Source organism: Enterobacter sp. YSU, from assembly GCF_016082135.1.
GTDB lineage: Bacteria > Pseudomonadota > Gammaproteobacteria > Enterobacterales > Enterobacteriaceae > Enterobacter > Enterobacter hormaechei_C.
On sequence record NZ_CP059487.1, the window covers coordinates 239,821 to 262,126 of the forward strand.

19 protein-coding genes are annotated in these 22,306 nt (G+C 54.4%); 1 reads left to right on the top strand and 18 read right to left on the bottom strand.

All coding sequences use genetic code 11. The features are described from left to right. Positions 1-118: 118 nt before the first annotated feature. The 13 genes from cpoB to mngA form a co-directional block, all read right to left on the bottom strand. Positions 119-907, bottom strand: a complete 789-nt coding sequence (gene cpoB / locus H2Z33_RS01150; RefSeq protein ID WP_045350538.1) for a cell division protein CpoB — start codon at positions 905-907, stop codon at positions 119-121. Positions 908-916: 9 nt separating this feature from the next. Beyond that, positions 917-1,438, bottom strand: a complete 522-nt coding sequence (gene pal / locus H2Z33_RS01155) for a peptidoglycan-associated lipoprotein Pal (RefSeq protein WP_003858578.1) — start codon at positions 1,436-1,438, stop codon at positions 917-919. 34 nt (positions 1,439-1,472) lie between these two features. Continuing rightward, positions 1,473-2,765: a Tol-Pal system beta propeller repeat protein TolB gene (gene tolB, locus H2Z33_RS01160; protein WP_017384962.1), complete on the bottom strand. Its 1,293-nt coding sequence runs from the start codon at positions 2,763-2,765 to the stop codon at positions 1,473-1,475. A gap of 100 nt (positions 2,766-2,865) precedes the next feature. After that, positions 2,866-4,101: a cell envelope integrity protein TolA gene (gene tolA, locus H2Z33_RS01165; protein ID WP_047732942.1), complete on the bottom strand. Its 1,236-nt coding sequence runs from the start codon at positions 4,099-4,101 to the stop codon at positions 2,866-2,868. Between the two features lie 28 nt (positions 4,102-4,129). Continuing rightward, positions 4,130-4,558 (bottom strand): colicin uptake protein TolR, encoded by a 429-nt coding sequence (gene tolR, locus H2Z33_RS01170; RefSeq protein ID WP_003858589.1) that lies wholly within the window; start codon positions 4,556-4,558, stop codon positions 4,130-4,132. Positions 4,559-4,561: 3 nt separating this feature from the next. Beyond that, positions 4,562-5,254, bottom strand: a complete 693-nt coding sequence (gene tolQ, locus H2Z33_RS01175) for a Tol-Pal system protein TolQ (protein WP_003858590.1) — start codon at positions 5,252-5,254, stop codon at positions 4,562-4,564. After that, positions 5,251-5,655, bottom strand: a complete 405-nt coding sequence (gene ybgC, locus H2Z33_RS01180) for a tol-pal system-associated acyl-CoA thioesterase (protein ID WP_003858593.1) — start codon at positions 5,653-5,655, stop codon at positions 5,251-5,253. Before ybgC ends, tolQ begins: the two co-directional genes overlap by 4 nt. Before the next feature lie 148 nt (positions 5,656-5,803). After that, positions 5,804-6,094, bottom strand: coding sequence for a cyd operon protein YbgE (gene ybgE, locus H2Z33_RS01185; RefSeq protein WP_003858596.1), 291 nt, complete (start codon positions 6,092-6,094; stop codon positions 5,804-5,806). Beyond that, positions 6,094-6,207: a cytochrome bd-I oxidase subunit CydX gene (cydX, locus tag H2Z33_RS01190; RefSeq protein ID WP_003858598.1), complete on the bottom strand. Its 114-nt coding sequence runs from the start codon at positions 6,205-6,207 to the stop codon at positions 6,094-6,096. The genes ybgE and cydX overlap by 1 nt, the downstream gene beginning before the upstream one ends. Before the next feature lie 14 nt (positions 6,208-6,221). Continuing rightward, a complete protein-coding gene (cydB, locus tag H2Z33_RS01195; protein WP_023303309.1) occupies positions 6,222-7,361 on the bottom strand; it encodes a cytochrome d ubiquinol oxidase subunit II in 1,140 nt (379 codons plus the stop codon). A 15-nt stretch (positions 7,362-7,376) separates the two neighbouring features. Then, positions 7,377-8,945: a cytochrome ubiquinol oxidase subunit I gene (gene cydA / locus H2Z33_RS01200; RefSeq protein ID WP_003858601.1), complete on the bottom strand. Its 1,569-nt coding sequence runs from the start codon at positions 8,943-8,945 to the stop codon at positions 7,377-7,379. Between the two features lie 679 nt (positions 8,946-9,624). After that, positions 9,625-12,261, bottom strand: coding sequence for a mannosylglycerate hydrolase (gene mngB / locus H2Z33_RS01205; RefSeq protein WP_063134799.1), 2,637 nt, complete (start codon positions 12,259-12,261; stop codon positions 9,625-9,627). A 23-nt stretch (positions 12,262-12,284) separates the two neighbouring features. Further along, positions 12,285-14,201, bottom strand: coding sequence for a PTS 2-O-a-mannosyl-D-glycerate transporter subunit IIABC (mngA, locus tag H2Z33_RS01210; protein WP_032670328.1), 1,917 nt, complete (start codon positions 14,199-14,201; stop codon positions 12,285-12,287). A gap of 170 nt (positions 14,202-14,371) precedes the next feature. On the opposite strand from mngA, the gene H2Z33_RS01215 reads away from it, so the two are divergent. Further along, complete coding sequence (locus tag H2Z33_RS01215) at positions 14,372-15,088, top strand: GntR family transcriptional regulator (protein WP_032670329.1); 717 nt, start codon at positions 14,372-14,374, stop codon at positions 15,086-15,088. Positions 15,089-15,174: 86 nt separating this feature from the next. Here the strand turns inward: H2Z33_RS01215 and sucD are convergent, their stop codons facing one another. The 5 genes from sucD to H2Z33_RS01240 form a co-directional block, all read right to left on the bottom strand. Then, positions 15,175-16,044 (bottom strand): succinate--CoA ligase subunit alpha, encoded by an 870-nt coding sequence (sucD, locus tag H2Z33_RS01220; protein WP_003858609.1) that lies wholly within the window; start codon positions 16,042-16,044, stop codon positions 15,175-15,177. Further along, positions 16,044-17,210: an ADP-forming succinate--CoA ligase subunit beta gene (gene sucC / locus H2Z33_RS01225; RefSeq protein ID WP_017384968.1), complete on the bottom strand. Its 1,167-nt coding sequence runs from the start codon at positions 17,208-17,210 to the stop codon at positions 16,044-16,046. Before sucC ends, sucD begins: the two co-directional genes overlap by 1 nt. An 85-nt stretch (positions 17,211-17,295) precedes the next feature. Then, entirely contained in the window at positions 17,296-18,522 is a 1,227-nt protein-coding gene (gene odhB, locus H2Z33_RS01230; protein ID WP_003858613.1) for a 2-oxoglutarate dehydrogenase complex dihydrolipoyllysine-residue succinyltransferase, read from the bottom strand. Positions 18,523-18,536: 14 nt separating this feature from the next. Beyond that, positions 18,537-21,344, bottom strand: a complete 2,808-nt coding sequence (gene sucA / locus H2Z33_RS01235; protein ID WP_003858615.1) for a 2-oxoglutarate dehydrogenase E1 component — start codon at positions 21,342-21,344, stop codon at positions 18,537-18,539. 238 nt (positions 21,345-21,582) lie between these two features. Beyond that, on the bottom strand, positions 21,583-22,299 hold the full coding sequence (locus H2Z33_RS01240) for a succinate dehydrogenase iron-sulfur subunit (protein ID WP_023303307.1): 717 nt from the start codon (positions 22,297-22,299) through the stop codon (positions 21,583-21,585). Positions 22,300-22,306: the final 7 nt, after the last annotated feature.

Below are 22,306 nucleotides of genomic sequence, written 5' to 3' on the forward strand. Positions count from 1 at the left end.
GCGGCATATATTACTGATTTAAGAATTCTGCGCAACAAAAATTTCGATGAAGATCACTTAACTGCTTAGGAATCATGCTGCACGACCAGAAATGACGCGATTTCTGGTCATGCGATAATCAACCCATCGAACTCAAACGTTTTTGCGCTTGTTTGGCGCCGTCTGTACCCGGGAATTTTGCAACCACCTGCTGATAAACCGCTTTGGCTTTTGCAGTGTCGCCTTTGTCCTGCATGATCACGCCGACTTTATACATCGCATCAGGCGCTTTCGGTGATTTCGGGTAATTTTTCACCACAGAGGCAAAATAAAACGCCGCATCATCCTTTTTACCCTTGTTGTAATTCAACTGACCCAGCCAGTAGTTCGCATTTGGCTGGTAAGTGGAATCAGGGTACTTCTTAACAAAGTTCTGAAACGCAACGATAGCATCCTCCTGGCGCGATTTGTCCTGCACCAGGGCAATGGCCGCGTTGTAGTCCGTATTCGCGTCACCGCTCTGTACAGGCGCACCAGACGACGCGGAGGCATCTGCCGCAGGTGCAGGCGTTGCCGCACCGCTTTGATCGCCTGCTGCTGGCTGTGCTGCTGCTCCGCCGCTGTTCAGGCTATCCATCTGCAACAAAATTTGCTTCTGGCGCTCCACAACCTGATTAAGCTGATACTGACTCTCCTGGATCTGACCACGAAGGGAATCAATATCATTCTGGTTATCGGAAAGCTGCTGCTGGAGTTGAGTTAAAAGCTGGCTGTGAGCGTTAGAAATACGCTCGAGTTGAGTGACCCGGTCTTCTACCGAGCCTGAGCCGACACTACTGATTGGTGCCTGAGCAAAAGCGGCCCAGGGGGCCGCTATTCCAACCAGTAACGACAGACTCATCAGATGATGTCTGAAGTTACTGCTCATGCAATTCTCTTAGTAAACGAGTACGGCACGACGGTTTTTGGAGTAAGCCGCTTCGTCGTGACCCAGTACTGCTGGTTTTTCTTTACCGTAAGAAACGATGGAGATCTGGTCAGCAGAAACGCCTTTACCCTGGAGGTACATTTTAACAGCGTTTGCACGACGTTCACCCAGGGAGATGTTGTACTCCGGAGTACCACGTTCGTCCGCATGACCTTCTACGGTGACTTTGTAAGACGGGTTGCTACGCAGGAAGTTTGCGTGCGCATCCAGCATTGCAGCGAAGTCAGAACGGATGTCGTATTTATCCAGATCGAAGTAAACGATGTTGTTCTGCTGTAACTGCTGCATCTGAAGACGCGCTTGCTCTTCAGAAGACATATTGCCATTGCCGTTAGCGTCCATACCGGTGCCGGCACCCATCATGCCTTCGCCGCTCTGGTCATTGCTTGCATTCTTGTTAGAAGAACACGCTGCGATTGCCATAACAGGCAGAGCGATCATCAGCCCCTTCAGCACTTTGTTCAGTTGCATTTCTAAGATTCCTTTAGTAATCAATTAATTATTATTACAGATACGGCGACCAGGCAGGTGATTTTACCTGTCCATCAGTTGCCGGAAGACGCGCTTTGAAACGCCCATCTGTAGAAACCAGATTCAGCACGGATCCCATCCCCTGAGAAGAGCTGTAGATTACCATGGTGCCGTTAGGTGCCAGACTTGGCGTTTCATCCAGGAACGTTGACGACAGTACTTGTACGCCCCCCGTTACCAGATCTTGTTTGGCAATGTGCTGCTGACCACCCGCAGTACTGACCATTACCATCGTTTTACCATCGGCACTGACGTCAGCATCCTGGTTCTGAGAACCTTCCCAGGTAATACGCTGCGCTGCTCCGCCGTTGATATTCACTTTATAAACTTGTGGTCGACCTGCCTGGTCAGACGTAAAGGCCAGATTCTGGCTGTCCGGGAACCAGGTTGGCTCAGTGTTGTTGCTACGACCATCCGTGACCTGACGGATCTGACCAGAACCAATATCCATCACGTATAGGTTCAGGCTACCGGTTTTAGACAGGGCAAACGCCAGTTTGGTACCGTCCGGAGAGAACGCAGGCGCACCGTTGTGACGCGGGAATGACGCAACCTGACGCACAGCACCGTTAGAGAGCGTCTGGATAACCAGCGCGGAACGGCCGCTTTCGAAGGTCACGTACGCCAGCTTAGAGCCGTCCGGAGACCATGCCGGAGACATCAGCGGCTGTGGTGAACGGTGTACGGTGAACTGGTTGTAGCCATCGTAGTCAGAGACGCGCAGCTCATAAGGGAACTGGCCGCCGTTGGTCTGTACTACGTACGCGATACGGGTACGGAACGCACCTTTAATACCGGTCAGCTTCTCAAACACTTCGTCACTCGCCGTATGGCCTGCGTAACGCAGCCACTGCTTGTTCACCTTATACGTGTTTTGAGCCAGAACGGTACCCGGCGCACCGCCGGTATCCACCAGCTGATAAGCGACGTTATAGCCGCCGTCTGGCGCAGGAGTAACCTGTCCGACAACCACGGCATCAATACCCAGTGCAGACCATGCAGCAGGTTGAACTTCCTGAGCGGTACCCGGCTGCTGCGGCAGACGAGAACGATCTAAGGGGTTAAATTTACCGCTGTTACGCAGGTCAGCTGCAACAATGCCGCCAATATCTTCAGGCGCAGCGCCCGGGCCTGCCCACTGGAACGGAACGACACCGATTGGTCGCGCTGAGTCGTTCCAGTCGGTAATGTCGATGCTTACTGTGGCATGCACTGCTGACGTCAACAGTACTAAAAAACCAAAAGCTAATCGTAATGCCTGCTTCATCATATCTCCCTTATCCGAACAATAAGTCCTGGATAATTTAGCAGAAGGTTAACAAACTCAAATACACAAAACTATCAGAACCCGATAACCGCAGCTCTGCTTATGGCTTAAAGTTCAGCGAAGCGTCTTTGAACACTTCATAGACAGCCTGTGACGGAGGTTTTGGCAGTTTTGCCTGATTCACTGCCACAAGTGCAGCCTGGCATAATGCGTCATCGCCTCCTTCAGACTCAACGCTCAGCACGGTACCATCAGTATGCAGTTTAATATGCAGTCTGCATGTTTTCCCTGTATACAATGATTTATCGTTAAGCCTGCTGGATATAGCCGCAGCAATCTGGTTCTTGTAGTCGTTAATCTCAGCGCCAGAAGCACCGTTGTTCTTAGTGTTACCACTTCCTGCCGGTGCTGCATTACTCCCTTTTGCCCCACCGCCAGTTTTCGGCGCATTCTTACCAGAACTCAGGTCGCCAATGATATCGTCAGCGGTGGCTGCTTCAGCGGCAGCTTTTTCAGCAGCGGCCTTCCTGGCAGCGGCTTTTTCAGCGGCGGCTTTCTTGTCGGCTGCGGCTTTTTCGGCAGCAGCTTTTTTAGCTGCGGCAGCTTTCTCGGCAGCCGCTTTTTTATCAGCCGCAGCTTTTTCAGCGGCAGCCGCTTTTTCAGCCGCAGCCTTCTCGGCAGCAGCCGCTTTCTTCGCAGCATCGGCAGCAGCTTTCTTCTCTGCTTCCTGAGCGGCTTTCTTCGCGGCTTCTGCTTCCGCTTTCTTCTGGGCATCAGCAGCGGCTTTCTTCGCAGCTTCTGCTTCCGCTTTTTTCTGAGCATCAGCAGCGGCTTTCTTCGCCGCGTCAGCCGCTAATTTCGCCTGTGCGTCAGCCTGCGCTTTTGCATCAGCCGCGGCTTTGGCTGCCGCCTCTTCCGCCTGCTTCTGCTGTTCCTGCGCCTTCTTCGCAGCGGCTTCAGCCTGCTTCTGCTGCTCTGCCTGCTCTTTCGCCGCTTCCTGCGCCTGCAAACGCTCTTTCTCTAGCTGCTTCAGACGTTCCTGCTCGGCGGCCTGCTTTTCACGCAGCTCTTCCGCCTGCTGTTGCGCCTGTTTTTCTCGCTGCTCTTCAGCACGTTTAGAGCTCGCCTGCTGCTGTTGCTGACGATTATAGTTCTGAACGATCGCACCGGGATCCACCATGACGGCGTCGATGGACGAGCCCCCACCGCCGCCTGATGCATCAAGGTGCTCATCGAACGAACTCCAGATCAGCGCTGCAAAAAGAATTACGTGCAGCACTGCGGAGACGATTATCGCTCGCTTAAGCTTGTCGTTCTGTTCGGTTGCCTTTGACACTATCGGTTCCCAAAAACTACGCAGATGATCAAATAGGCTGAGTCATTAAGCCAACTGACTTAACGCCCGCGCTATGTAGCAAGTTCAGCGCTTTGATAATTTCATCATATGGTACGTCTTTCGCACCACCGATTAAGAAGACCGTCTTCGGATTTGACTCCAGGCGTCGTTGCGCTTCAGCAATAACCTGCTCTGGCGGAAGCTGATCCATACGATCTTTCTCTACCACCACGCTGTACTGCCCTACGCCGGAAACCTCAATGATGACCGGAGGATCGTCATTGGTGCTTACCGCCTGTGATTCTGTCGCATCCGGCAGATCAACTTCCACGCTCTGGGTGATGATGGGCGCCGTCGCCATAAAGATCAGCAGCAGCACCAGCAGCACGTCCAGTAACGGAACGATATTGATTTCGGACTTGAGCTCGCGACGACCTCGTCCACGCGATCTGGCCATGGTTTACCCCTTGTTGCTCTCAGTGCTGGTAAACGCCTGACGATGCAGAATCGCGGTGAACTCTTCCATAAAGTTGTCGTAGTTCAGTTCCAGTTTGTTCACGCGCTGGTTCAGACGGTTGTACGCCATTACCGCCGGAATTGCGGCGAACAGACCGATTGCGGTCGCGATCAGTGCTTCTGCGATACCCGGCGCAACCATCTGCAACGTTGCCTGCTTCACCGCCCCAAGGGCGATAAAGGCGTGCATGATCCCCCACACCGTACCAAACAGGCCGATATACGGGCTGATGGAGCCAACGGTTCCGAGGAAAGGAATATGCGTTTCAAGATTTTCCAGTTCGCGGTTCATGGAGATGCGCATCGCACGCGACGCCCCTTCTACCACGGCTTCCGGCGCATGGCTGTTAGCGCGATGTAAGCGAGCGAACTCTTTGAAACCGCTATAGAAAATTTGTTCGGAGCCTGAAAGGTTATCACGGCGTCCCTGGCTTTCCTGGTACAGACGCGAAAGCTCAATACCCGACCAGAACTTATCTTCAAACGCTTCGGCTTCGCGGCCAGCGGCATTGAGGATACGCGTTCTCTGGATGATGATGGCCCAGGATGCGATTGAAAAACCAATCAAAATCAACATGATAAGTTTAACCAGAAGGCTTGCCTTCAGGAACAAATCAAGGATATTCATGTCAGTCACTGCTTAAACTCCGCGACAATAGACTTAGGAAGCGCACGAGGCTTCATTATGGTTGGATCAACACAGACAATCAGGACTTCAGCTGAGTTCAGTACCGTGTTCTCTGCATTGACTATCCGCTGCGTGAAAACCAGTGAAGTTCCGCGCATTGATGTAATTTCTGTTTGGACTTCGAGCATATCGTCGAGTCTGGCAGGCGCAAAATACTCAAGCGTCATCTTGCGTACCACGAAGGCAACTCGCTCAGCCAACAGCACCTGTTGACTAAAGTGATGATGGCGCAGCATCTCTGTGCGTGCCCGTTCATAAAAAGCAACGTAGCTGGCGTGGTAGACCACACCACCGGCATCGGTATCTTCGTAATAGACACGTACCGGCCATCGAAACAGCGTTGTATTCACTTTACATCCCGGTAATACAAGAAAAGTTGGAGCTTTCAAACTTCGCTACTATACGCGCGGGAATGATGGTTTGGAATGGGAGAAAGTAAACGGAGAGTAAATTTTTATGGGCCAGGGTAAGCCCATAACGTTAACGGACATTTCTTATTCAGAAGAAGAAGAAAATCAAACCGGCGAGGAGAACCAGATCGGCAATCAGTGGGCAGAAGATGCCCTGCCAGTGTAGCGCTTTCGGACGAAAGCCGACACCGTGAATCACGCCTGCGCACACCGCCCACATAATCAGGAAGCCGTGCCAGATTTCAAGCTCGCTGGTTTTCGCCGCGAAGCGCGACGGGTCCCAGAAGATACAGCCTGCCAGCAGTAATGCCATAATGAGGGAAAGCGCCCTCAAGGGGCGCTTATCCATTACCGCATATAACGTTGCGATAATATTCATTAGTGCTTTTCTTCACCTGCTTTGGTCGCTTCTACATGCTCAAGCGCCAGGGCAGTGATGACACCAAACGCACAGGCAAGAAGCGTCCCTAAAATCCATGCGAAATACCACATATTCAGCTCCTTACTTAGTACATAGAGTGGGTGTTGCTTTCGATATGTTCTTTAGTGATACGACCGAACATTTTCCAGTAACACCAGATGGTGTAAGCCAGAACAATCGGAACGAACACGCAAGCCACATAGGTCATTAAGTTCAGCGTCATATGGCTGGACGTTGCATCCCACATGGTCAGGCTGGCATTCATCATGGTGCTGGATGGCATCACGAACGGGAACATCGCAATACCGGCCGTCAGGATGATGCACGCCAGCGTCAGGGAAGAGAATACGAACGCCAGAGCACCTTTCTCCAGACGAGACGTCAGCACGGTCAGCAGTGGCAGCAGCACACCCAGAGCCGGGATAGCCCACAGCACAGGGGTATTGTTGAAGTTCACCAGCCATGCACCGGCCTGACGCGCCACCTCTTTGGTCAGCGGGTTAGACGGTGCAGCATGGTTGATAGCGGACGTCACCACGTATCCATCAATACCATACACCACCCACACGCCTGCCAGAGCGAAGCAGACCAGCGTCACCAGCGCTGCCACCTGAGCGGTAGCGCGGGAACGCAGATGCAGTTCACCTACGGTACGCATCTGGAGATAGGTTGCCCCCTGGGTGATGATCATCGCCACGCTCACCACGCCTGCCAGCAGACCAAACGGATTCAGCAGCTGGAAGAAGTTACCGGTGTAGAACAGACGCATATATTCGTCGACGTGGAACGGTACGCCCTGCAACAGGTTACCGAACGCCACACCAATGACCAGCGGTGGAACGAAGCTACCGATGAAGATGCCCCAGTCCCACATGTTACGCCAGCGGGTGTCTTCAATCTTGGAACGGTAGTCGAAACCCACCGGACGGAAGAATAAAGAAGCCAGCACCAGAATCATCGCCACATAGAAGCCGGAGAACGCAGCCGCGTAGACCATCGGCCAGGCAGCGAACAGCGCGCCGCCTGCGGTGATCAGCCACACCTGGTTACCGTCCCAGTGCGGGGCGATGGAGTTGATCATGATTCGACGCTCGGTGTCATTACGACCGAGGAAACGGGTGAGCATGCCCACGCCCATGTCGAAACCATCGGTGACCGCGAAACCAATCAGCAGAACACCGATCAGCAGCCACCAGATAAAACGCAATACTTCATAATCGATCATTTGATGACTCCTGTCTTAGCGTGCCGGCTGAGTAGTCGCAACAGACTGCTCGTAGTGGTAGCGACCGGTTTTCAGGCTGCTTGGGCCAAGGCGCGCGAACTTGAACATCAGGAACAGTTCAGCCACCAGGAACAGGGTGTACAGACCGCAAATGAGCAGCATGGAGAAGATCAGGTCGCCTGCGGTCAGGGAGGAGTTCGCTACCGCTGTTGGCAGCACCTCACCGATCGCCCAAGGCTGACGGCCATATTCCGCAACAAACCAGCCGGACTCGATAGCAATCCATGGCAGTGGGATACCGTACAGCGCGGTGCGCAGCAGCCATTTTTTCTCACCGATACGGTTACGAATGACTGACCAGAACGAGGCCGCGATGATCAGCAGCATGATAATGCCGCAACCCACCATGATGCGGAACGCGAAGTACAGCGGCGCAACGCGTGGAATAGAGTCTTTGGTTGCCATCTGAATCTGCGCTTCCGTCGCGTCGGAGACGTTCGGGGTATAGCGTTTCAGCAGCAGACCGTAACCGAGGTCTTTCTTCACGTCGTTAAATTGATCGCGAACGGCCTGGTCGGTAGAGCCGGCGCGCAGCTGTTCCAGCAGCGAGTAGGCTTTCATCCCGTTACGGATACGCTCTTCATGCTGCACCATCAGATCTTTCAGGCCAGTCACCTGTTTGTCGACGGAGCGCGTGGCGATAATACCCAGAGCGTAAGGAATTTGAATGGCGAAGCGGTTTTCCTGCGCTTCCTGGTCAGGCACACCGAACAGGGTAAACGCTGCCGGTGCCGGCTGGGTTTCCCATTCAGCTTCAATTGCGGCGAGTTTGGTTTTCTGCACGTCGCCCATTTCGTAACCGGATTCATCACCCAGAACAATCACGGACAGAATCGCGGCCATACCGAAGCTTGCTGCGATAGCAAAAGAACGCTTGGCGAACGCGAAGTCACGGCCGCGCAGCATATAGTAGGAGCTGATGCCCAGCACGAACATCGCGCCGCACACATACCCAGACGCCACGGTGTGAACGAATTTAACCTGAGCAACCGGGTTCAGGACCAGCTCAGCGAAGCTGACCATCTCCATACGCATGGTTTCGAAGTTGAAATCAGATGCGATTGGGTTTTGCATCCAGCCGTTCGCCACCAGGATCCACAGTGCGGACAAGTTGGAGCCTAATGCCACCAGCCAGGTTACCGCCATATGCTGGACTTTACCCAGACGGTCCCAACCGAAGAAGAACAGACCTACAAAGGTGGATTCGAGGAAGAAGGCCATCAGACCTTCAATGGCCAGCGGCGCACCGAAAATATCCCCCACATAGTGGGAATAGTAAGACCAGTTTGTCCCGAACTGGAACTCCATGGTCAGACCGGTTGCCACGCCCAGCGCAAAGTTGATACCAAACAACTTGCCCCAGAACTTGGTCATATCTTTATAAATCTGTTTGCCGGAGAGGACGTAAACCGTTTCCATGATGGCCAGCAGGAACGCCATACCGAGCGTCAGCGGCACAAACAGGAAGTGGTACATCGCGGTCAAGGCAAACTGTAAGCGCGACAGTTCGACTACGTCTAACATTATGACTCCTTGCTCATCGCATGAAGACTCCGAGAGTGAACCCCGTTAGATAAGGATCCACACGCATGCCCCAATACAAAGTTATCTGCTTCCCTTCTTCGTTGCTTATTCTCTTCAGGAGGAAAAAGCAATGATGAAAGGTTACAAATACGTTAAGAAAAAACCAAATTGATCCCGTAAATATAATACGCTGCAAAACCCTTACAATAAACAGGTTTTTATTCGAACAGATTTACGTTTTTCGACGGCGATCAATTTATAGCAAAATTACCACTTTTCGGCCATTTTGATCGGGAACAATTTAACGCCTTTCGGAGCCTTTTTCCAAGGATTAAACATTGATTTAAATCAAAAACAGTCAGAGCTGTTAATGATGTTTCTTTGTGGTGCGGATAGTAAAAACCTTGTTAACAATATGTATATTTAAAGGCGTTATTGGTTATAAAAGCCAGAAGATAATATAAACAGTTGTGATTTTTATTAACGCGCGAGAAAAAACGCATTTTGCCGGAAGATAACCATATAATGTTATCTGCTTCACAGTATTTTTCTTTCGCTTTGCTACCCGCCGAAAAGATTACATTTCATTCACCTTTAATAATCTTAAAATTAACACCCTTTCGTGACTATTTGATGAAATAAAGGCCGCAGGAATGCGGCCTTTATTTTGTTCGGAGGATTACCTTTCAATTTTTATGCTAAAGGTGCGTGACTGGCATGGCCGGAACGACCCCGTAATGGCTGAACCCTCCTCCCCTTGCGCCTTGCGCACCTCATTCATGTCCGTTTCGCAACAGGCCTGGACCTCACGGTTCACAGACAAAGCCACGTCACAGGAGCGGGTCTCCGAAGGGTTGTACAGACGAAGAATCATCTCGTCACGATCCTCCGCTTTTTTCAGCGCACTGAGTACGCATCCGTTAGGCGCCAGCGTTAACAGGCTATAGCTACAAGGGGTGGTGAAAGAGGCGCGGTTAAGCTTCATCGCATCCCACGGGATTTTGTTATAACAGTGCACTGGCGTTAACCACGACTTCGCCTGCTGCGCAACGCCAGCACTGACGGGCGTACCATTAAAACTGAACAGGCTAAAGCGACAGGTTAACTGGCCCCGCATCTGCGAATCAGGCACCGGCATTTTGATCCCGGACGGTCTGCCGGGGCGCAGCAGTAAATCTTCCTTCCCAAGCACCCCCACGCCGCGAAGCAACGTCAGGGCAAACGTTTTTTGACGCTCGCCAGTCACTTCAAATTCGCGCAACCCTTCGGTAAACAGCGCCATTCCGTTACGCCGTTCCTGGAGCACCGCGTAGTTGAGCAGATTCCACACCGGCAGCGGCGCTTCCTTCCAGCCCTCCTCCTGCCAGTTCGCCATCGCTTCATCCTGTACAGGTCGCGTCAGCGAACCGAACTGGGTATCGGCTAACACCGTGTCTGCGGTAAATGGCGTCGGGATCAGCACCCGCACACGGTGGTCATCCGCGTGATTTCCGAGACGCGCCTCAACGTCGATACGTCGGCTGTTATGGCTGAGCGTGACCGTGAGTTCTGCCTCAAGCGTTCCCGTCTGCTGACGCGCAGAACGTTCGGCGAGATCCGCCGGCACCGCCATGCGATGGCGGATCACCGCCCTGCTCTGCCAGGCCTCGTGGATCACCTCAACCTCATGCTCGCCCTGAGCGGAAGTGAGTCTCCACTCTTCCCGTGAAGGCGAGTAGTCGTACTCATCGCCATCATCCGAGCTCTCTTCTATTTCCAGCGCGCGGTCATAGATAAGCCCGGACGCTTTATCGAGCAGACGCAGGGTGCCGTCGTCGTTTAACGTTATTTCCCAGAAAGCATTTTCCAGCAACGCCTCCGACGATTTTTCTGCCGCCAGCAGCTTGCCGGCCACGTGCGGCTCGATATAGAGCGTGCGGTAACCCATTGATGGCAGGATCTGATTGAGCTGGATATCAAACTCCATAAAGGGATCGTAGTTGCCGTAATGCACAATTTGCCGGTCAATCAAGCCGGGGTCGATTTCACGCGCGCTGCGCAGGCAGTAAGGGATTTCATTCCCCCTATCGTCCAGCAGGCGGAACTGGCTGGCGCGCAGACGTATCGTGGTGTTAATCACTTCCTCACGCGGCCAGGGCGTGAGGTTAAACATCACCAGTTTGTCTTCCTCGCTCTGCGGCATGTTGTCGACAATCTTGCGCATATAGAAGCACGTCAGGTTATCGGCCATGTCTTCCGCCAGCTCGAAGCGGGACATCACCTCACGATGCACTTTGTCACTACAGCAGCAGCCGATACTGTCATGGGCGTGATTCTTGAGGATCTCTTTCCACATTTTTTCCAGCAAGCCGTGGTGATACTCAAAGCCCAGCGTCCAGGCAAGCGTGGCCAGCGGCTCAAGGACGTTGACGATTTTATTCTCTATCCGGGCGTGGGCGATTTTAATGTCCATTCGCGTGGAGCCTATCGTCCGGTGCACCCGCATATATTTACCGTCAATAAACTCCCCTTTCAGCGTCGCCAGTTCATCGCGGTGCGCGTCAATGTGGTCAAACACGTCCTCGAAGCGGCTCATCACAAACTGACGCTGCGGATAGATTTCGCGCAGCTTATCCATCACCGCAAAGATGTTCTGCTGGAGCGGCATCTGATCATGGCCGTTAGGCAGCAAAATTTCTTTCGTCACGGAGGCTTTTTCCAGCACCTCGAAGTACGTGTCGAGCCGTTTGCGCAGCCCGGCCTCATCCTCCGGTAAGTACTTACCAATCGCGTAGCCCAGCGGCAGCACCTGTGCCGTCACTTCGCTGCCGTCCTGACTTTGCCAGAGAAATTCGGTTTTATCGGTACCGTGCCGCTCGGAACACCCGCGCCAGAACATGGTACGCGTGATGCCAAAACCATTGTAAATGTGCGGCAGCTGGGAAGACATGCCGAAGGAGTCCGGCAGATAGCCAATTTTCATCGGCTCGCCAAAGGCCAGACAGTCGCGTATACCGTACATCAGATTTCGAACAATCGACTCGCCGGAAACAAGGGTGGTATCCGTCTGGGTATACCACGGCCCGATAATCAGCTTCCCGGCCGCCACCAGTGCCTTCACGCGTGGCCTGTTTTCCGGTTTCACGGCAAAATAATCTTCCAGCACCGCCGTCTGGCCGTCGAGTACGTAGTATTTATACTCTGTGTCCTGCTCAAGACGAGTGAGGATCTCTTCCATATTATTGACCAGAAGAATACGTGACGCTTCGGTGGTGAAGTACCACTCCCGGTCCCAGTGCATATGTGGCGTGATATGAACGCGAGATACAGCTTTCATCTTCGTTTCCTGTCAGTGCGTGTTTACGATGGTATGTCTTCAGTCACGTAGGTGCCGCTCTTCACGGCCTGGCGTCGCCAGAGCAGTAAAATGAGCGTAGAGATTGTGGCGCCAGCCAGCGCGGCGCCAAACCAGCCGACAGCGGCCATCACGCCGCCCAGCCCGGCATCATGCAGTAAGAAGAGCGAGAAAATGCCCGCGCCGGGGGTGGATAGCCCAATCCCCATCGCCCCGACAATCGCTCCGGTCACCATTGACCCCAGAACAAATGAGCCGATGACCCGCAACGGATCCTCGATAGCCATCGGAATTGCCCCTTCGGTGATGCCCGCCAGCCCCAGCAGCCAGGTGGACTTGCCGGTTTCAATTTCGAACTGTTTGAACAGGTTCGGAGCCAGCATCGTTGATGCCGTCACGGTAAAGGCCGATACCATTTTGACGGAGGCAAAAATCGCATAAGGCCCGTATACGCCATTGGCCATCGCTCCCAGACAGAACGCGTAAGAGGCTTTGTTGACCGGACCGCCCAGATCGAACGAGCACATAAAGCCCAGGATCGCCCCCAGCAGCAGCGCGTTCGCGCCGGACAGACCGTTAAGCCAGGCGGTCAGGGCATTATTGATCCAGGCCACCGGTTCGCCGATCACAAACAGCATCAGGCTGCCTGCGCCCAGCACGCCAATCACCGGATAGAGATAAAAGGTCAGAAAGCCGTTGTAGCGGCTACTCAGTCGGATGTGGTTTTTTACCCAGCGCATCAGGTAGCCCGCAATCAGCCCGCCGACGATGGCCCCGAGAAAACCAGAGCCGATCATATTGGCGGCAAGACCCGCCGCAAAGCCCGGCGTTAGCGCAGGTTTATCCGCCAGCGAGTAAGCGGTATAGGCTGCCAGAACAGGCACCATCAGAATACCGAGCATCCCGCCGCCCAGTTTGCGGTACATCCACAGCCACGAATTTTCCTGATCGAACAGATGCTGCAAGCCCAGGATTTGCGCCAGCAGTACCGACACCGCCAGCACCGTGCCGCCAGCAACAATCAGCGGCACCGCAAAGGAGATACCGCTGAGCAGCGCCTGCTTGAGTTCGGTTTTAACGCACTTTTTCGCGTCCGAGTCGACATGCGCAGGACGCGCATCGGATACAGGCTGTAGCGCCAGCGCACGCTCAATGAGCGCTTCCGCATGGCGTAAGGGTTCCGCGACGGGCACGGAAATGGCGGGCATCCCCTGAAAACGCTCACGCTCTTTGATCGCCACTTCCGCCGCGAAGATACACGCTTTTGCCTCCTGCAACTGCTGCGCGGTGATGCGCCCCTCAATACCATTTGCCCCCTGCTTTTCGACCACCACATTGACGCCGAGCTTACGTCCCGCTTTTTCGAGATACTCCGCTGCCATGTAGGTATGGGCGATCCCGGCCGGACAGGCGGTAACGCAGACGATCGTCGGGGCATTCTCCGCCACGGCGGTTTCTTGTGCGTCAGGCGCCGTTTCCAGCGCCGCAAGCACCGCTTCCGCGCTGGTCGCCGTCATCACGCGCGCCCTGAGCTCGTCATCCGCCAGGCGAGACGTCAGTTCCGTCAGGACCTGAATATGCGTTGATCCCGCTTGTGCGGGAGGAATGGCGAGCAGAAAAATTAGCTCGACCTCCTCCGGTCCGTCCACACCTTCCCAGGCCAGCGGCTCACGCAGTGTGGCCACGGCAAAAGCCGCTTCGTTTACCGCCACTGATTTACCATGAGGTACGGCCAGCCCCTCGCCCAGCGCCGTCGGGCCAAGCGATTCCCGATGGAAAACGTCTGCCAGAAACGTATCGGCGTCGGCTATTTTGCTCAACGCCACCAGCCGCGTCGCAAGCTGACGGATTGCCTCATCACGGCTGGTAAACTGCGCCTGCACGCAGACAGCACGGGGGTCGGTCAGAGTCGTTAGGTTCATAAGATCCTCACCTATCCAAAGTTATTGTCTGGGCAGGATTGTGGCAGACCGGATAATACATTTATGTGATCATTTTCACTAACACCGATATTTGTATCTTATTTGTATTATTTACAAATTTACCACTGAAGGCATAATTCCCTGAAAACGTATTAAAAAGGCGCGACACAATGGGCAATAAACCGATGTACCGGCAGATCGCCGATGCGTTCCGCGAGAAAATTAATGCCGGTGAGTTAAAACCTGGCGACGCGCTGCCGACGGAATCCAGCCTTCAGGAGGCGTTTAGCGTCAGCCGGGTCACCGTGCGGCAGGCTTTGAAGCTGCTCGCCGACGAGCAGATCATCGAAAGTATTCAGGGCAGCGGCTCGTATGTAAAAGAGGAGCGGGTGAATTACGATATTTATCAGCTCACCGGTTTTTACGAAAAGTTAGCGGATCGCAACGTCGATACGCACAGCGACGTCAGCGTCTTCGAAGTGGTGAAAGCCGATGAGCGGCTCGCGGCAAAACTTGCGCTCAATCCGGATGATAAGGTCTGGCACGTCAAGCGCGTACGCTTCATCAGGGAAAAGCCGGTGAATCAGGAAGAGACATGGATGCCGCTGGCGATGTTCCCCGACCTCACCTGGGAAGTGATGGAACAGTCGAAATACCATTACATTGAGCAGATCAAAAAGATGGTGATCGATCGCAGCGAGCAGGAGCTGGTGCCAGTCATGCCATCGGACGAGGCGATTGCCGCCCTGGCGCTCGATCCGGCAAAACCGATTCTGGAAAAAGTCTCTCGTGGCTTTCTGAAAGACGGCCGGGTATTTGAATACAGTCGCAACGTGTTTAACACCGACGACTATAAATTCACCCTGGTGGCTAAACGCAGGCAATAAAAAAAGGCCGCTTTACAGCGGCCAACCATGTCGAAACGGACATTTTTTTATACTTCAACGCGCCCCAATCGGGGAGCAGAGAGGACTTACTTAATGATGGATTTCAGTGCTTCACCGATATCCGCCAGGCTGCGAACGGTTTTCACGCCTGCGGCTTCCAGTGCTGCGAATTTCTCATCAGCCGTACCTTTACCGCCTGCGATAATCGCGCCCGCGTGACCCATACGTTTGCCTTTCGGCGCGGTCACACCCGCGATGTAACCCACCACCGGCTTGGTCACATGATCTTTGATGTAAGCAGCCGCTTCTTCTTCCGCGCTACCACCGATCTCACCGATCATCACGATCGCTTCGGTCTGTGGATCTTCCTGGAACAGCTTCAGGATGTCGATGAAGTTAGAGCCCGGGATCGGGTCACCGCCGATGCCCACGCAGGTGGACTGGCCGAAACCGTAGTCGGTGGTCTGCTTAACCGCTTCATAGGTCAGGGTACCGGAACGGGACACGATACCCACTTTGCCTGGGCGATGAATGTGGCCCGGCATGATGCCGATTTTGCATTCGCCTGGAGTGATAACGCCTGGGCAGTTCGGGCCGATCATGCGCACGCCTGCTTCGTCCAGCTTCACCTTCACGGTCAGCATATCCAGCGTCGGGATGCCTTCGGTGATGGTGATGATCAGCTTAATGCCTGCGTCGATCGCTTCCAGAATAGAGTCTTTGCAGAACGGCGCCGGTACGTAGATCACGGTCGCGGTTGCGCCCGTCGCTTCTACCGCTTCACGCACGGTGTTGAACACCGGCAGGCCCAGGTGGGTGGTGCCGCCTTTACCTGGCGTTACGCCGCCAACCATCTGCGTACCGTAGGCAATCGCCTGTTCGGAGTGGAAAGTCCCCTGGCTACCGGTGAAGCCCTGGCAGATAACCTTGGTATCTTTATTAATTAAAACGGACATTATTTCCCCTCCACTGCGGCAACAACCTGCTGAGCTGCATCCGTCAGACTTTTCGCTGCAATAATATTCAGGCCGCTGTCAGCCAGTTTTTTCGCGCCGAGTTCAGCGTTGTTCCCTTCCAGACGTACAACAACCGGAACGTTAACGCCCACTTCTTCTACCGCGCCGATGATACCGTCGGCGATCAGGTCGCAACGTACGATACCGCCGAAGATGTTCACCAGAACCGCTTTCACGTTGCTGTCAGAGAGGATGATTTTGAACGCTTCGGTTACGCGCTCTTTGGTTGCGCCACCGCCCACGTCGAGGAAGTTCGCTGGCTCACCGCCGTGCAGCTTAACGATGTCCATGGTGCCCATTGCCAGGCCCGCACCGTTAACCATGCAGCCGATGTTGCCATCCAGCGCCACGTAGTTCAGTTCCCACTGTGCAGCCTGCGCTTCACGCGGATCTTCCTGAGACTGGTCGCGCATTTCGCGCAGATCGGACTGGCGGAACAGCGCGTTGCCGTCAGCGCCCAGCTTGCCGTCGAGGCAGATCAGGTCGCCCTGGGTGGTGATCACCAGCGGGTTGATCTCGATCAGCGCCAAATCGCGCTCCAGGAAAATGGTCGCCAGACCCATGAAGATCTTGGTGAACTGCTGAACCAGCTTGCCTTCCAGACCCAGTTTGAATGCCAGCTCACGACCCTGGTAAGGCATTGGGCCCGCCAGCGGATCGATAGCCACTTTGTGGATCAGGTGCGGGGTTTCTTCCGCCACTTTTTCGATTTCCACGCCGCCTTCGGTAGACGCCATGAACACCACGCGACGGGAGCTACGGTCTACGACTGCGCCGAGGTACAGTTCTTTCGCGATGTCGGTTGCCGCTTCCACCAGGATCTGGTTAACCGGCTGGCCGTTCGCATCTGTCTGGTAGGTTACCAGACGCTTGCCGAGCCAATGTTCAGCAAACGCACGGATCTCTTCTTTGCTCTTAACAACCTTCACACCGCCCGCTTTACCACGGCCACCAGCGTGAACCTGACATTTAACTACCCACGGGCCGGAACCGATTTTAGACGCGGCTTCTTCTGCTTCACGCGGGGTAGTACAGGCATAACCCACCGGAGCCGGTAAGCCATACCGGGCAAACAGCTGTTTGGCCTGATATTCATGTAAGTTCATGTGTTCTATCCATCCTTCAGGTAATCGTTAGGTAGTGCTTTTGTAGGCCCGGCAAGCAACGCGCCGCCGGGCAAGACTGCAAAAACTAGACGTCCAGCAGCAGACGCGTTGGATCTTCCAGCAGCTCTTTAATGGCAACCAGGAAGCCTACGGACTCGCGGCCGTCGATCAGGCGGTGATCGTAAGAGAGCGCCAGGTACATCATCGGCAGGATCTCCACTTTACCGTCTACCGCCATTGGACGATCTTTAATGGCGTGCATACCCAGGATCGCGCTCTGCGGCGGGTTGATGATCGGGGTAGACATCAGCGAGCCGAACACACCACCGTTGGTAATGGTGAAGTTACCGCCAGTCAGGTCCTCAACGGTCAGCTTGCCGTCGCGGCCTTTCACGGCCAGCTCTTTGATTTTCTTCTCGATGTCAGCCATACCCAGGGTATCCACGTCACGCAGAACCGGGGTAACCAGGCCGCGCGGGGTAGAAACCGCCATGCTGACGTCGAAGTAGTTGTGGTAAACCACGTCATCGCCATCGATAGACGCGTTCACTTCCGGGTAGCGTTTCAGCGCTTCAACTACCGCTTTCACGTAGAAGGACATGAAGCCCAGACGGATACCGTGACGTTTTTCAAACGCGTCACCGTACTGCTTGCGCAGATCCATGATTGGCTTCATGTTGACTTCGTTAAAGGTGGTCAGCATCGCGGTGGAGTTTTTCGCTTCCAGCAGACGCTCGGCCACGCGCTTACGCAGGCGGGTCATCGGCACGCGTTTTTCGCTACGTGCGCCCAGAGCTGGCTGTGCCGCTGGTGCTGCCGCAGGGGCTTTCGCTTCCGCTTTCGCCTCAGAAGGCGCTTTTGCCAGATGCTTGTCGATGTCTTCGCGCGTCAGACGGCCACCCACGCCGGTGCCTTTGATGGCTGCCGGATCGAGGCTGTGCTCAGCCAGCAGGCGACGGATCGCCGGGCTGAGCGCGTCATTGGTCTGATCGGACAGAGACGCCTGCTGGCGCTGGGCCGGAGTAGACGCTTTCTCTTCAGATTTGGCGCTGGACTCTTTGCCCGCGCTATTGCCTTCACGCAGGCGACCCAGGATCTGGCGAGAAGTGACGGTCGTACCTTCATCTTCCAGGACTGCATCCAGAATGCCATCCGCTGAAGCCGGTACTTCCAGTACCACTTTGTCAGTTTCGATTTCTACCAGCACTTCGTCACGGGTTACCGCGTCGCCTGGTTTTTTGTGCCAGGTGGCGACGGTTGCATCTGCTACGGACTCAGGCAGGTCGGGAACAAGAATATCTACGCTACTCATTATGTATCCTTTAATTAATCGACGTTCAGCGCGTCATTGACCAGATCTTGTTGCTGCTTCTGGTGAACGGACATATACCCTACCGCCGGAGAGGCGGAGGCCGGGCGACCTGCATAACGCAGGGCAGACCCAAATGGAATCACTTCACGGAAATGATGCTGGCTGCAATACCATGCGCCCTGGTTGAGCGGCTCTTCCTGGCACCAGACAAAATCATGAACGTGAGCGTACTGTTTCAGCACTTCCTGCATCGCCTGATGCGGGAACGGATAAAGCTGTTCGATACGCACGATGGCGACATCTTTCTGATCGTTCTTACGGCGCTGTTCCAGCAGGTCGTAATAAACCTTACCAGAACACATTACGACACGCTTAACGGCCTGCGGATCCAGCTCGTCAATTTCACCGATGGCCGGCAGGAAGGTGCCGTTTGCCAGCTCTTCCAGGCTGGAGACCGCCAGTGGATGGCGCAGCAGGGATTTTGGTGACATGACTACCAGCGGACGGCGCATACCGCGCAGCGCCTGACGACGCAGCATGTGGTAAACCTGAGCCGGAGTGGACGGCACACAAACCTGCATATTCTGCTCGGCGCAGAGTTGCAGATAACGCTCCAGACGCGCGGAGGAGTGCTCCGGACCTTGTCCTTCATAGCCGTGCGGCAGCAGCATCACCAGACCACACATACGGCCCCACTTCTGCTCACCGGAGGAGATGAACTGGTCGATGACGACCTGCGCACCGTTGGCGAAGTCACCGAACTGCGCTTCCCAGATGGTCAGAGTGCGGGGTTCTGCGGTGGCGTAGCCGTATTCGAAGGCCAGAACCGCTTCTTCTGACAGCACGGAGTCCCAGACCTTGAACTGGCCCTGACCGTTATGCACGTGCTGAAGCGGAGTGTACGTTGAACCGTTAGACTGGTTGTGCACAACCGCATGACGGTGGAAGAAGGTGCCACGACCCGCATCTTCACCGGACAGACGAACCGGAATACCTTCGTCAACCAGCGTCGCATAGGCCAGCGTTTCCGCGCCGCCCCAGTCGAACAGCTTCTCACCCGCCGCCATTGCCTGGCGGTCGCCATAGATCTTGGCCACGCGGGACTGCATCTCGATCGCTTCCGGCACGGTGCTGATGCGTTTAGCCAGCTCCTGCAAACGTTTCATTTCAACCTTGTTCGGGTAGCTCTCGTCCCACTCGTGGTTGAGGTACGGCGACCAGGTGAAGGAGTGCATGTTCATTGGGCGCAGTTCTTTCACCACGCATTCACCCGCATCCAGCGCGTCGCGATAAAGATTGACCATCTCGGTCGCATCTTCCAGCGTCGCCACTTTTTCGCTTTCCAGCTTGTCAGCGTAGATTTTACGCGGCGTCGGGTGTTTTTTGATTTTCTGGTACATCAGCGGCTGGGTTGCACTTGGCTCATCCGCTTCGTTGTGGCCGTGACGGCGGTAGCAGAAGAGGTCAATGAACACATCGCGCTTGAAGGTGTTACGGAAGTCCAGCGCCAGACGGGTAACGAAAGCAACGGCTTCAGGGTCATCCGCGTTAACGTGGAAAATTGGCGCCTGAACCATTTTACCGATGTCGGTGCAGTACGGGGTGGAACGCGCATCCAGCGGGTTAGAGGTGGTGAAGCCCACCTGGTTGTTGATTACGATGCGAACGGTACCGCCCACTTCATAACCACGCGCTTTCGACATGTTCAGGGTTTCCTGAACCACGCCCTGCCCTGTGACCGCCGCATCACCGTGAATAGTGATTGGCAGTACTTTATTGCTGCTCGGCTCGTCCAGACGATCCAGACGCGCACGCACGGAACCGATAACCACCGGGCTGACGATTTCCAGGTGCGACGGGTTAAACGCCAGCGCCAGGTGAACCTGACCGCCCTCGGTTTCGATATCCGACGAGAAGCCCATGTGGTATTTCACGTCACCGGTGCCGAGGTGCTCTTTATGTTTACCCGCAAATTCGTCGAACAGATCCTGCGGCTTTTTACCCAGCACGTTAACCAGCACGTTCAGGCGACCACGGTGCGCCATGCCCAGCACCACTTCGCGCGTGCCGCTCTTACCGGCATGACGAATCAGCTCTTTCAGCATCGGGACTAACGCATCGCCGCCCTCCAGTGAGAAGCGTTTTGCGCCAGGGAATTTCGCGCCCAGATAGCGCTCAAGGCCTTCCGCGGCGGTCAGTTCGCTGAGGAAACGTTTTTTCTCTTCTGCTGAGAAATTCGCGTGGCCTGCCACGGATTCGATACGCTGCTGGATCCAGCGTTTCTCTTCGGTGGAGGTAATGTGCATATATTCCGCGCCGATGGAGCCGCAGTAGGTTTGCTTGAGCGCGTCAATCAGATCGCCCAGCTTCATCGTGTCTTTGCCGATGGCAAAGGAACCTACGTTAAAGCTTTCCTGGAAATCGGCCTCGGTCAGATCGTGATAAGCCGGATCAAGATCCGCTACACGTTCCTGCTGCCACAGTCCCAGCGGATCGAGATTCGCATGCTGGTGACCACGGAAGCGATAAGCGTTGATAAGTTGCAGGACTTTAACCTGCTTCGCATTGGTGTCAGGGTCGGAAATCGCAGAAGAGTAACGTGAGGCATCCTTCGCCAGACGACGGAAATAATCACGTGTTTTTGAATGGAATTGATCCGGTTTGACCCCTGTACCAGGCAACTGCTGGAACATTGAACGCCAGTTTGCGTCCACTGAGTCAGGATCGGTTAAGAAGTCTTCATAGAGCTGTTCTATCCAGCTCTGGTTTGAACCAGAGAGGTAAGAAGAGTCCAGCCAGGCTTTCATTGCGCCGTTCTGCATCGTGATCCCTTAAGCATTTTTATGCTTACTTTCGCCGTAGAAACTACCACGCACACCACGTGTACGTGCCGGGGTTCACCTGCGAGCTCTTTTCATTTGGCCCGCGAAGGAACCTTTAGAAACTGTCTAAACTTCAGGGCAGTTTTTAAAGGTTTCTGCAATTTGCCCGGTGACGCTACGCTTACCGGGCCTACTGTTACGTAGGCCGGATAAGCGCAGCGCCATCCGGCGTTGTTACTTACGCACTGCGCTGCAACAACATCGACTTAATATGGCCGATGGCGCGCGTCGGGTTCAGCCCCTTAGGACACACACTGACGCAGTTCATGATGCTATGGCAGCGGAATACGCTGAAAGCGTCACTTAGCCCTTCCAGACGATTCTCGGTTTCGGTATCGCGGCTGTCGATCAGGAAGCGATAGGCAGCCAGCAGACCCGCAGGGCCGATAAATTTATCCGGGTTCCACCAGAATGACGGGCATGACGTTGAACAGCATGCACAGAGAATACACTCGTACAACCCATCGAGTTTTTCACGCTGCTCAGGAGACTGTAAGTGCTCGCGAGCGGGTGGATTTTGCCCATTATTCAATAAGTAAGGCTTAATCTTCTCATATTGTGCATAGAATTGCCCCATGTCCACCACCAAATCACGCACGACCGGCAGGCCAGGCAGAGGACGGATCACAATTTTCTGGCCAGAACGCTGTAGCGCTGAAATTGGCGTAATACAGGCCAGACCGTTTTTGCCGTTCATGTTTACACCGTCAGAGCCACACACCCCTTCACGGCAGGAGCGGCGGAACGACAGCGTAGGATCTTTCTCTTTCAGCTGGATTAAGGCATCCAGCAGCATCATGTCACGACCTTCTTCCGCTTCGAGGGTGTAATCCTGCATACGCGGAGCATCGTCTACATCCGGGTTATAACGATAAACTGAGAATTCGAGTTTCATTATCCTG